This window comes from Kitasatospora sp. NPDC004272, assembly GCF_053603035.1.
Genome location: NZ_JBSGET010000011.1, coordinates 78031 through 89634 on the forward strand (window position 1 = coordinate 78031; position 11604 = coordinate 89634).

An 11604-nucleotide genomic window follows, 5' to 3' on the forward strand; every position below is an offset into this window, starting at 1 on the left:
CTGCGGGCAGCGGACCGGGCGGCCGCGCCGCCGTCCTCAGCCCTCCAGCAGCTGCTGCCCCACGTACCCGCCCGCGGGGGCGCCCGGCGGCACCGCGAACAGCGCCGACGCCTCGTGCCGCAGGTACCGGGAGAGGCCGTCGCCGCGGGAGAGCCGCTGCTGCACCGGCACGAAGCCGCGCGCCGGGTCGGCCTGGTACGCGGCGAACAGCAGCCCGGCGTCCGGGGAGCCGTCGGGCAGCAGGCCGTCGTGGAAGGAGAAGCCGCGCCGCAGCATCGCCGCCCCGCCGTTGGAGGCCGCCGCGGCGACCCGGACGTGCGCGTCGGGGGCGATCCGCAGGACGCCGTCCCCGTCGGTGGCGGCCAGGTCGACGGGGGTGCGCTCGACTGCGTCCGGCCCGCCGGAGAGCGGGGCGCCGTCGCTCTTGCGGCGGCCGATGATCCGCTCCTGCTTGTCCAGCGGCAGGGTGTCCCAGCCCTCCAGCAGCATCCGGATCCGGCGCAGCACCGCGTAGCTGCCGCCGGCCATCCAGTCGCCGCCGGCCGCGAACACGGTGGCGTCGAACTCCGGGTCCTGCGGGCGCGGGTTGTTGGTGCCGTCGACCTGGCCCATCAGGTTGCGGCCGGTCATCGGGTGCGGCGTCGCGCCGGGCGTGCGGGCGAAGCCGGACATCAGCCAGCGCGGCGCGGCCAGCCCGGTGGCCAGCCGCATCAGCACCCGCAGCGCGTGCACCGCGACCAGGCTGTCGTCCGCGCCGATCTGCACCCACAGGTCGCCGCCGGAGCGGGCCGGGTCCAGCGCGTCGCCGGGGAAGGCGGGCAGCTCGACCAGTGCGGCGGGGCGGCGGTCGGCCAGCCCGGCCTTGTCGAACAGGGTGGCGCCGAAGCCGAAGGTGACGGTCAGCGAGCTGGGTCCGGCGTCCAGCGCGATCTGGTTCTCGCCCTCGGTGGCGGGCTCGCCCGCGGCCATCCGGGCGGCCGCCGCCGACCAGCCGCGCAGCAGCGCGGCCAGCCCGTCCCGCCCGGTGCTGGCCAGCAGGTCGAACGCCGCCCACTCGACCCGGGCCTGGGCGGGCTCGACGATCCCGCCCTGCCGGGCCGCGTGGAACGGCACCCGGGCCGCGCCCAGCGTCACCCCGTCGGCCGGGGCGTGCGCGGAGGCCCGCCCGCCCCACGCCCCGCCGGCCGCCCCCACCGCGAGCCCGGCCCCGGCCCCGCCGAGCACCGCCCGCCGGGACAGCCCGGCCGATCCGCCGCTCACGGCCCGACCTTCAGCTGCCGGGTGGCCGTCACCTGGTCGATGTCGGAGGAGCGGACGGTCACCGAGACCACCCACACGCCGTTCAGCGGCAGCTGAGCGGTGCCGGTCCAGCTGCCGGTGCCCTGCGCCTGCAGGGTCACGGGCAGCGGGCCGAGGTCGCGGTCGGGGAGGGTGAAGGCGAGCTCCAGCTCCGGCACCTCGGCGGGCTGCCCGGCGGAGTCGGTGAGCTTCAGGGTGACCGCGTTCGGGCCGGTGGCGACCGGGCTGACGGTGACGACCGCGGTGCCCTTGGCGTTGGCGGTCCGGCCGCCGGTGTCGTACGGGAGCTCCAGCTCCTCGGTCCGCCCCGGCACCGGGGAGGCGCTCGCGCCCGCACCGGCCGTCGCGGGCGCGTCGGCGACCGCCTGGGCGACCCGTCCGGGCGGCGAGTTGGTGAGCATGGTGGTGACCACCAGCACCGCCACCGCCACCGCGGTCTCCACCACCACGCTGCGCCGCAACCCGGCCCGGGCGGGGGAGCCGACGGCGGCCCGCTCGCCCCGGGCGCGGTCGCGCACCGCCCGCTGGCGGGCCAACTGGGCGGCCCGCGCCGGATCCTCGCCCCGGCCCCCGGCACCCCGGACGTCGTCGTCCGGCTGGCCCGCGACGGTGCTGGCGCCCGCCGCCGTTGCCCCTGCGGTGCCTGCGACGTTCGCGGTGCCCGTGACGTCCCCGGCGCCCGCAGCGCCCTCGCCACCCGCCGCCGCTGCCCCTGCGGTATCCGCGACGTCCACCGGGCCCCCGGCGCCCACCGCCGTGCCCGCGACGCCTCCGGCGCCCGCCGCGTTCGCGGCGCCTGCGCCTGCGCCCGCTCCGTCACCCGCAGCGCCCTCGCCACCCGTCGCCGCCTCCGCCGTGCTCGTGACGTCCATGACGTCCCCGGCAGTGGTCGGCGCCTCGGTGGCCCACTCGCCCCGGGCGTCGTCAGCCCCGCCGGCCCCGGCGCCCACCGCCGTGCCCGCCGTCTCCCCGGCACGCGCAGCGTTCGCGTCCGCCTCCGCCGTGCCCGCCGTCCCCCCGGCACGCGCAGCGTTCGCGTCCGCCGCCGCTTCGCTCGCCGCCTCGTCGGTCCCGCGCAGCCGGGCCGTCCAGGCGCGGGAGATCCAGGCGACGCCGAGCATCGCCGCCACGCAGCCGACCTTGATCAGCAGCAGCCGCCCGTACGAGGTGTCGACCAGCGCGCTCCAGGAGCCGAGGCCGCGCCAGGACTGGTAGACGCCGGTGACCACGAGCACCGCGACCAGCCAGAACGCCAGCTTGGAGAAGCGGTCGACGGCGGCGGCGGGCAGGCCGCGGCGCAGGCCGACGGCGAGGACGGCCAGGCCGCCGAGCCAGCCGGCCATCGCGAGCAGGTGCAGGGCGGCCAGCGGGAGCGCCAGCGGGACCTGGAGGCCGACCGAGGAGTGGTCGGCGCCGACCCAGGTCGCGGACAGCGCGAGCGCGAGGGCGAGTCCGGCCAGGCCGAGGCCGAGCCGGGTGTCGCGCTGCGGGCGCTCGGCGGCGGCCCGCTCCAGCCGGCGCAGCTCCGCCTCCTCCGCCTCCTCCTCGTCCTCGGGTCCGGCGGCGTCGGCGGCGTCGGCGGCGGCGTCGACCTCCGGGGCGGGGGCGGGCTTGGGCTGCTGGGTCCCCAGCTGGCCGACCAGCAGCGACAGGAAGACGCCCGCGGCGGCGAGCAGCAGCAGCCGGGCGGCCAGCGCGGTGCCGATCCGCTCGTCCAGGGTGGCGCGCACCAGCGACAGGTCGAAGGACTGCCCGAGGCCGCTGCCGCGCTCGTACGGGCCGCGCAGCATCAGCACGGCGACGGTGGACAGCAGCAGCGCGACCCAGCCGGTCATCAGCAGCCGCTGCACGCCGCGCACGGCCGCGCCGCCGGGCCACACCACGATCACGAACGCGGCGGCGCCGACCAGCAGGGCGAAGGCGGCGTAGGCGACGGTGCGGGCGGTGCCGTAGGCGAAGGCGACCGCGCCGTCGGCCTTGGCGCCCTGCACGGCGGCGGGGTTCACCGAGGTGTCGGAGGGGGCGCCGATGGAGAAGGTGAAGGCGCCGCCGACGGGGTGGGAGTCCTCCGAGACGGCCCGCCAGGCCACCGTGTAGGTGCCGTTCGCGAGGCCGGAGCGCAGCGCGACCCGGGCGGTGGCGGCCCGGCCGTCGACGTGGTCGGGCTTGCCGTCGTCGACCGCGTTGCCCTGCGGGTCGAGCACCCGCACCGAGTCGGTGGACAGCGAGACGCCCTCGCTGAAGGTGAGCGTGACCGCGGCGGGCGCGGTCGCCACCACCGAGCCCCGTTCCGGGTCGGTGCCCTCCAGGGTGGCGTGCGCGGACGCCGCGGTCGCCCCGCCGAGCACCAGTCCGAGCGCGGCCACCAGTACCGCCAGCAGCGCGCCGAGCCGCCGCCTCACCCCTGTCACCACGTGCGTGCCTCTCCTCGTCGCCATCGCCGATCAGCTACCCGGACGGTACGTCAGCGGTTTCACCGGAACCCTGACCACGACCCGGCCCGCCTTGGCGAACTGCAGGTCGAGCTCCAACTCGTCGCCGAGCGAGGGCTGTTCGGTCCAGTCCATGATCATCAGGTGCGCGCCGCCGCGGGACAGGTCGAGGGTGCCGCCGGCCGGGACGTCCATCGCCTCGACCTGCTCCATCGAGCTGTCGGTCGACCGGTGCATGGTCACCGACCCGGCGGCCGGGCTGCTCACGCTCACCAGGGTGTCCGCGCCGCCGGCGTTGCGGACGGTCAGGTAGCCCGCGCCCATCCCGCCGGGCGTGGCGGGCAGCGGTATGTACGGGTCCGCGACGGTCAGCCGCGGCGCGCCGCCGGAGCCGCCGGACTGGAGCGCCACCGCGCCCGCGCCGACCGCGAGCGCGGCCGCCAGCCCCGCCCCGAGCAGCGCGGAGCGCCGGAACGACCGGCTGCTCACACCGCCACCCCGTTCGCCATCAGCTCCAGGTCGTGCTTGTAGACGTCGATCGAGGTGCCCGCCATGTACAGCAGGTGCGCCTTGTCGTCGCCGGGCATGAACGCGAGCACCTGCGCGCCGTGGGTGGAGGTGACCGCGCCCTTGGCGTCCACCACCGGGTCCTCGACCAGGATGCCGAGCGGCTTGGCCGCGGTCTTCACCTTCGACAGGTCGCCGGTCAGCCCGATGAAGTCCTTGCCCATCGAGTCCAGCCAGGTCCGCAGCACCTGCGGGGTGTCCCGCTCCGGGTCGGTGGAGACGAACACGATCGCCAGCTTCTCCCGCTGCTCGGCGGTCAGCTTCGACATCGCGACGCCGATGTCGCCCATCGTGGTCGGGCAGACGTCCGGGCAGCTGGTGTAGCCGAAGAACAGCAGCACGGTCTTGCCCGCGGTCTTCGCCCGCAGGTCGTACGGCTGCCCGGAGGTGTCGTCCAGCACCAGGTCCGGCTTGTCGAAGTTCTTGCCGAGCACGGTGCCCTGGTACTGGCTGGTCGACGCCTTCTTGCTGACCTTCGCCGCCCCGGTGCTCTCCCCGCCGCCACCGGAGGAGGAGCAGGCGGACAGCGCCAGCGAGGCGCCGAGGACGAGGGCGGCGGCGGTCAGCAGCCGGGGGCGGGGGCGGTGGAGGGAGGCCACGGGACTTTCCTGTTCGTACGGGAGCGGTCGGTACGGGGAGCGGCAGGAGCACGGGAGCGCGGGAGCGCTCGGTGCGGGGTGCTCGTGCGGAGGGGGAGGGCGGAGGGGAGGGCGGAGCGCCGGGACGGGGCGCGCGGCCCCGTCCCGGCGGCGGTTCAGGACTGGCCGGAGCGGCGGCGCAGCCCGGCCGCGCCGAGCGCGGCGCCGGCCACGCCGACCACGATGCCGACCACGCCCAGCGTGCGGGCCGTCGAGTCGGAGCCCTTCGTGCCGGACGCGGCGGCCTGCTCGGTGCCGCTGGAGTCGGCCGAGTGGTGGTCGGCCGCGGCGGTGGCGTCGGCCGTGGCGGCCTTGGAGAGCTTCAGCGTCGGGGCGGGCTTGGACGGCTCGGGCTGCCCGTCCTTGGCCTCCTCGATCCAGCGGACCACGTCGCCGTTGTCGTAGGTCTGCAGCGCCTTGAAGGTCAGCGTGTCGGTGTCGGTCGGCAGCGCGCCGAGCGAGACCGCGAAGTCCTGGTACTGCCCGGGGCCGATCTTGGTGCCGTCGTTCGCGGTCCAGGTGATCTTCGAGACGGCCTCGGTGATCTGCTGGCCGTGCGAGTCCAGCGGCTTGTCGAGCTTCGACTTCTCCAGCACCGCCGTCCAGCCGGGAACCGGCTGGGTGCGGACCGAGGCCATCGGGTGGTCCAGCGGCAGGTTGACCTCGACCTTCACGGTGGAGGCGGTGTCGCTCTCGTTCGGCACCCGGAACGCCACGGCGCTGTACCCGCCCTGCTGGACGCTGCCGGGCTGGACGGTGACGTGGGCGAAGGCGGGAACGGCGGACGCCAGCAGGGCGCCGGCCGCCACCACGAGCGCGCCGAGGGAACGGCGGGCGGAAAGCGAACGCATCAGGGGACTCCTGAGGAAGGGGGCCGCGCGGCGCTGCCGCGTCGGCACGGGGGGAGGAGCGGGACTCGTCCGGCCCGCTCACGGCGCGGGCACGGGGGCAGCGGTGCGCGCCCGGTCCCGGCGTTCCTGCCCGGTCCCGATCAGCGCGCGAACGCCACCGCGGGCGGTCCCCGGCGCGGCAGGCTGTGCCGCAGCACCGCCGCCACCGGCAGCGGCCAGTCCTCCGGGCGCCCGGTCCGGCGCGGCGCGACCGGGTGCCCGGCACCCAGCAGCAGTGCGCCCAGCAGCGCCACCGCGCCGCGCAGCGGGGCGGCCCACTCCCGGGCGGTCAGCGCGGCGGTCCGCACCAGCCGCCACAGCGCGGCCTCGCCGCGCCGCAGCCACCAGCCCGCGACCAGCGCCGCCGCCAGGTGGCCCAGCAGCATGCCGGGGGTCAGCCCCAGCCAGCCGGCCGCCGCGTGCGGCGCCGCGGCCGCGACCACCGCCTGCGGGTCCAGGCCGGCCGCGCTCACCACCTGTTCCGGCGTGGTGTCCAGCGGGACGACGGTCAGCCCGTTGCCGGGGGCGTCGTCGCACAGCAGCCGGCCCGCGACGACCGCCAGCGGGTCCGCGGCGCCGGCTCCGGCCATCTGCGCGTGCGCCATCGGCGCACCGCCGCCCAGGCCGCCGCCGAAGAAGTGGAACAGCAGGTGCAGTCCCAGCTGCCCGCCGGCCAGCGCCGTCGCGATCGCCGCCAGCGGGCGCTCCCGCCCGCCGACCAGCGCGGCCGCCGCGCACACCGCGGCGAAGCCCAGCAGCAGCACGTCCGGCGCCACCGCGCCACCCGCCCGCGCGTGCCCGAAGGCCGCGACCAGCGTGCACACCAGCGCGAACGGCACCGCCCGCAGCAACCGCAGGTCCCAGGCCGCCACCGGCACCCGGCGCGCGGGCACGGCGGCGCCCCGGCGGGCGGCGGCGGTGGGGTCAGTCATGGCCGGGCCATCATCTCACCGCCTACAACCGCCCCCGGGGCAGGGGCGTGAACCGGCCCCGAATGGCGAGAAACCGACCGGCGCACTCACCCGTCCGCGCGCTGATCGGCACACCCGACGGGACCAGTCCATCCGCCGAACGGGCGGGCTTGGCTCGTGCGGACGGTTCGCCGTGCACCGCCGGGGAGATAGCTAGTTGTATGTGGAGCCGCAGCCAGGAGGGATCTCCCGTGGAAATCTGGTGGACTCTGCACCTCAAGCGCGATCCGGCCAGCGTGCCGCTCGCCCGCCGCATCCTGCTCGGGGCCATGGACGCCGCCGGAGTCGACCCGCAGGTCGCCTTCGACCTCGGCCTCGCCCTCACCGAGGCGTGCGCCAACGCGGTCGAGCACGCCGCGCCCGCCCACGCGGGGGGCACCTTCCAGGTCACCGCTTCGCGCAGCGGCGACCTGCTGCGGATCGAGGTGGCCAACACCAGCCCGGCCGCGCCCGCGCCCTCCTCCGCCCCCGCCGCCGTCGCCGAGCGCCCGGCCCCGCGGCCGGCCGCGCCGCGCCGCCCGGCCGCCGAGCGGCCCGCCCCGCGCTGCCGCACCCGGCGCGGCCGGGCCTCCGTCCCGGCCCGGGTGCTCACCGCCCGCCGGCCCGCCGCGGACCGCCCCGCCCCGTACGACACCCACGTGCTGCCCCCGCTGCCGTGCCCCGTCCCGCCGGGCCCCGCCGCCGACGCCGTGCCCGACCTGGACGCCGAGTGCGGCCGCGGCCTGTTCCTGATCCACGCCCTGGCCGACCGCGTTCAGCTCCGCACCCACCCGCTGCGCGGCGCTACCGTCAGCTTCGACAAGCTGCTCACCCCGGGCCCGGCCGCCGCCCTGCTGCGCACCGCCTCCTGAGCGGCCGCCGCCCTGCTGCGCACCGCCTCCTGAGCGGCCGCCGCCCTGCCGCGCACCGCCTCCCGCGCGGCCACCGGCCGCCCGTTCGTGTCCGACCCCCGTCCCGCTCCCGGGCGTCTCACGGTCCGAAACTCGCTGGCGGACGCTCCCGACTCCCCGGTTAAGGTCTAGACCGGCCACCGGAGGGGACCATGACCACCACAGCCGCGGAGCCCGCCTCCGCATCCCGTCGCGCACTGTCCCGGATGGGCAACGCACTGCAGGGACGGGACTTCCGCCTCTGGTTCTACGGCCAGCTGACGTCCGCGTCCGGCGGCCTCGCCCAGGGCGTCGCGATGTCCTGGATGATCCTCGAACTCACCCACAACGCCGTCTGGTTGACCGTCCAGACGGCCTGCGCCTGGGGGCCGACGCTGCTCCTCGGCCCGTGGGCCGGCGCGCTGGTCGACCGGTCGGACCGGCGCCGCCTGCTGCTGGTCACCCAGAGCCTGATGATGGCGATCAGCCTGGCGCTGGCCCTGATCGCCGCCTTCGACGGGATCCGGCTGTGGGTGCTGCTGGCCCTCTCGCTCTGCACCGGGTTGATCACCACCGTCGACTCCACGGCCCGGCAGGTCTTCGTGGTCGACCTGGTCGGCGCCGGCGCGGTGGCCAGCGCCGTCGGACTCTGGGAGGTCGCGCTCAACGCCTCCCGGGTGATCGGCCCCAGCATCGCCGGCGCGCTGCTCGCCACCAGCGGCCCCGGGTTCTGCTTCGTCTTCAACGGACTCGCCTACGCCGCCCCGCTGTTCGCCCTGGTCAAGCTCCGCCCCGAGGACGGCGGTCCGCGCCGCGCATCCACCGGCGGGCCCAAGGCGAAGGCCCGCGAGGGCCTCTCCTACGCCTGGCGCTCCCCGCTCATCCGCGGCCTGCTGCCGATGTCCGCCGCCAGCGGTCTGATCTTCGCGATGGGGCTCACCCTCCCGCCGCTGGTCAGCTACTCGCTGGGCGCGGGCGGCGGCGGGTACGGCCTGCTGATGGCCGCGTTCGGCATCGGCGGCCTGCCCGGCGCGCTGCTGGCGGCCGGCTCGCCCGAGCCCACCCCGCGCCGGGTGCGCAGCCTGGCGCTGGCCACCTCCGCGGCGATCCTGCTCACCGCGCTGTCGCCGAACATCTACGTCGCGGTGCCCGGCATGGTCGCGGTCGGCCTCACCTCGATCTGGTTCATCGCCACCGCGAACACCCTGGCCCAGCTGCGCTCGGCCCCGGAGATGCGCGGCCGGGTGATGGCCCTGTGGGGCAGCGCGATGACCGGCACCCTCCCGCTCACCGGCCTCGCCGTCACCTTCGTCGCCCAGCACGTCGACGCCCGGATCGGCTTCTCGATCTCCGGCGCCGCCCTGCTGCTGGCCACCCTGGCGGCCTGGCGGGCGCTGCGCCCGAACGTCTGACCCGCCGCGCGCGCGGCGGCGCGGGCCGGGGTGTCGAGAACGGCGCCCCGGCTCCGACCGGGGTACGGAAGGACGAACGCCCGCACCGCGAGGAGCCCGCCGTGAGGTACGTGCTGCAACTGCACTTCAGCCAGGACGACACCCGCGTCCCGCCGATCCCCACCTGGAGCCCGGAGGCCACCGCCGCCCACCTCGCCCACGTGCGCCGGACGGCGGCCGAGCTGACCGCCACCGGCGAGCTGGTCGAGGCGCGCGGCCTGGCGGAGCCGGCCACCGCCCGGATCGTCCGGGCCACCGGCGGGGAGCCGGTCGTCACCGGCGGGCCGTTCCCGGACGGCAAGGAGTTCCTGTACGGCTGGTGGCTGGTCGACTGCGCGGACGAGGCGCGGGCGGTCGAGATCGCGGCCCGGGTCTCCGCGGTGCCGGGACACGACGGGAGGCCGATGAACCTGCCGATCGAGGTCCGCGAGCTGCTGCCGGAGGCCCCGGCGGAGCGCTGACGGCGACGGGGGCGCAGGCGGCAGCGCGAATTGCCGGGCCGGTCCGGGCGGCGGACCATGGTGATCATGATGCACCAGATGCGCGCCGAGACCGACCCGACCGGTGCCACGGACTCCGTGGTCAGCTGGCACATCGTCCGCGACGCGGACCTCACCGCGCTGTGCGGCAGGGAACTGTCCGCCGACGCCCCCGTCCAGGACGCCACCCGCTGGACCGTCGACCCCGACCACAACTGCCACACCTGCGGGGCGCTGTTCCTGCGCGAGACCCCGTACCTTCCGGACGAGCACACCGGCTGACGCCCGCCGCGGCGTACCCTGACGGGTGTCCCGACCCGACCCGCCGGAGGTGCTCCCGTGGTCATCGACTCCGCCACCGACGGCCGGATCCAGCGCGGCAACGAGACCCGGCGGGCGGTGCTCGGCCGGGCCGTGCAGATCGCCTCGGTCGAGGGCCTGGAGGCGCTGTCGATCGGGCGGCTGGCGACCGACCTCGGGCTGAGCAAGAGCGGCGTGTTCGCGAGCTTCGGCTCGAAGGAGGAGCTCCAGCTGGCGACCGTCCGGGCGGCCCGGCGGATCTTCCACGACCGGGTGGTGGCCCCGGTGCTGGAGCGGCCCGAGGGCGTGCGGCGGCTGCTGGCGCTGTGCGAGCAGTGGCTGGAGTACTCGCGGGGCCGGGTCTTCGACGGCGGCTGCTTCTTCTACGAGGTGACGGCCGAGTTCGACGCCCGGCCCGGCCCGGTGCGGGACGCGCTGGCGCAGTCGGCGCTGGAGTGGGAGGGCCTGGTGACCGACCTGGCCCGGGCGGCCGCGGCGGCCGGCGAACTGCCCGAGGGCACCGACCCGGAGGAGCTGGCCATGCTGCTGACCGGCCTGATGGACAGCGCGAACAGCCTGGCGGTGCTGCACGACGACCCGTCCCGCTACGACCGGATGCTCCGGGCGGCCCGCCGCCTGCTGGGCCTCCCCCCGGCCTGAGCCTGATCCGTTCCGCCCTGAGCCCGGCCCGTTCCGCCCGTCCGCAGGGCCTTTTTCTCGCCTTCTAAACTGCACGAACGGTCGTGCTAATATCTCGGCCATGCCAGCCACCGCCCTCGTGCGCACCACGCTGAACGCCGCCTCCCTACTCGCCACCGCCCCGCCGGGACGGGTGGCCTACGAGCTCTTCCGGCACCCGGTGCGCCGCAGCCGGGTCCGCCCCGCCGAGCGCGAACTGCACGACCGGGCGCGCACCGCGGAGCTGCTGGTCAACGGCAAGCGGACGCGGGTCTACCGGTGGGGCGACGGCGCGCGGCCGGTGCTGCTGGTGCACGGCTGGCGCTCCCGGGCCTCGCGCTTCACCCCGTACGTGCGCGGGCTGCTGGACCTCGGGATGAGCCCGGTCGCCTTCGACGCGCCCGGCCACGGCGACTCCGGGGGGCGCAGCGTCACGATCCTGGAGTACCGCGAGCTGATCGGTCGGCTCGCCGAGCAGGACGGCCCGTTCGAGGCCGCCGTCACGCACTCCTTCGGAACGTGCTGCACCTTCCTCGCGATGGCCGAGGGGGTGCCGGTGGGCCGGCTCGCCTCGATCGCCGGGCTGGCCGAATTCACCTACCTGGTCGAGGCGTTCACCGCCATCCTGGGCCTGAACGAGCGCCTGGAGCGGGACTTGGTGCGCCGGATCGAACGGCACCTGCTGCCGGACGCCGGGGACGTCTGGCGGCGCTTCGACGCCACCCGCCGCCCGGAGCTGGTCACCGCCCCGATCCTGGCGGTGCACGACGAGGGGGACGACGTCGTCCCGTACCGGCAGGCGCAACTGCTGCGGGCGGCGTACGGCGAGGAGCAGCTGCACCTGATCACCACCCGGGGGCTCGGCCACCGGCGGGTGCTCTCCGAGCCGACGGTGGTCGACAACGTGCTGGCCTTCCTGTCCGAGCCGCTGCCGCTGCCGGTGCCGCTGCAGACCGACGCGGCCCCGGCGGCCCCGGTCACCCCTGCGGCCCCGGCGGCCTGAGGACGGGCCGGGAACGCCGGACGGCCG

The 11604-nt window shown here is 76.7% G+C and carries 12 protein-coding genes; 6 read left to right on the forward strand and 6 right to left on the reverse strand.

The genetic code is table 11. The features are described from left to right. Positions 1 to 36: 36 nt before the first annotated feature. The 6 genes from efeB to ACWEO5_RS06155 form a co-directional block, all read right to left on the reverse strand. A complete protein-coding gene (gene efeB / locus ACWEO5_RS06130; protein WP_452160587.1) occupies positions 37 to 1260 on the reverse strand; it encodes an iron uptake transporter deferrochelatase/peroxidase subunit in 1224 nt (407 codons plus the stop codon). Beyond that, complete coding sequence (locus ACWEO5_RS06135) at positions 1257 to 3710, reverse strand: copper resistance CopC/CopD family protein (RefSeq protein ID WP_452160589.1); 2454 nt, start codon at positions 3708 to 3710, stop codon at positions 1257 to 1259. Before ACWEO5_RS06135 ends, efeB begins: the two co-directional genes overlap by 4 nt. Positions 3711 to 3743: 33 nt before the next feature. After that, positions 3744 to 4220: a copper chaperone PCu(A)C gene (locus ACWEO5_RS06140; RefSeq protein ID WP_452160591.1), complete on the reverse strand. Its 477-nt coding sequence runs from the start codon at positions 4218 to 4220 to the stop codon at positions 3744 to 3746. After that, entirely contained in the window at positions 4217 to 4897 is a 681-nt protein-coding gene (locus ACWEO5_RS06145; protein WP_452160593.1) for an SCO family protein, read from the reverse strand. The genes ACWEO5_RS06140 and ACWEO5_RS06145 overlap by 4 nt, the downstream gene beginning before the upstream one ends. 155 nt (positions 4898 to 5052) lie before the next feature. Continuing rightward, positions 5053 to 5787: a YcnI family copper-binding membrane protein gene (locus ACWEO5_RS06150; protein ID WP_452160595.1), complete on the reverse strand. Its 735-nt coding sequence runs from the start codon at positions 5785 to 5787 to the stop codon at positions 5053 to 5055. Positions 5788 to 5927: 140 nt separating this feature from the next. After that, positions 5928 to 6758, reverse strand: a complete 831-nt coding sequence (locus ACWEO5_RS06155; RefSeq protein ID WP_452160597.1) for a hypothetical protein — start codon at positions 6756 to 6758, stop codon at positions 5928 to 5930. Positions 6759 to 6988: 230 nt separating this feature from the next. On the opposite strand from ACWEO5_RS06155, the gene ACWEO5_RS06160 reads away from it, so the two are divergent. The 6 genes from ACWEO5_RS06160 (at position 6989) to ACWEO5_RS06185 (ending at position 11577) form a co-directional block, all read left to right on the forward strand. Continuing rightward, positions 6989 to 7648 carry an ATP-binding protein gene (locus tag ACWEO5_RS06160; RefSeq protein WP_452160599.1) on the forward strand — a complete coding sequence of 220 codons (660 nt, stop codon included), beginning with the start codon at positions 6989 to 6991 and terminating at the stop codon, positions 7646 to 7648. Between the two features lie 191 nt (positions 7649 to 7839). Continuing rightward, positions 7840 to 9078, forward strand: coding sequence for an MFS transporter (locus ACWEO5_RS06165; protein ID WP_452160601.1), 1239 nt, complete (start codon positions 7840 to 7842; stop codon positions 9076 to 9078). A 101-nt stretch (positions 9079 to 9179) separates the two neighbouring features. Then, complete coding sequence (locus ACWEO5_RS06170; RefSeq protein WP_452160603.1) at positions 9180 to 9578, forward strand: YciI family protein; 399 nt, start codon at positions 9180 to 9182, stop codon at positions 9576 to 9578. A 66-nt stretch (positions 9579 to 9644) separates the two neighbouring features. After that, the gene (locus tag ACWEO5_RS06175; protein ID WP_452160605.1) at positions 9645 to 9878 is read left to right on the forward strand and encodes a hypothetical protein; all 234 of its coding nucleotides are present in this window, start codon (positions 9645 to 9647) and stop codon (positions 9876 to 9878) included. Positions 9879 to 9935: 57 nt separating this feature from the next. After that, positions 9936 to 10556 (forward strand): TetR/AcrR family transcriptional regulator, encoded by a 621-nt coding sequence (locus tag ACWEO5_RS06180; RefSeq protein WP_452160607.1) that lies wholly within the window; start codon positions 9936 to 9938, stop codon positions 10554 to 10556. Between the two features lie 100 nt (positions 10557 to 10656). Beyond that, positions 10657 to 11577, forward strand: coding sequence for an alpha/beta fold hydrolase (locus tag ACWEO5_RS06185; protein WP_452160609.1), 921 nt, complete (start codon positions 10657 to 10659; stop codon positions 11575 to 11577). Positions 11578 to 11604: the final 27 nt, after the last annotated feature.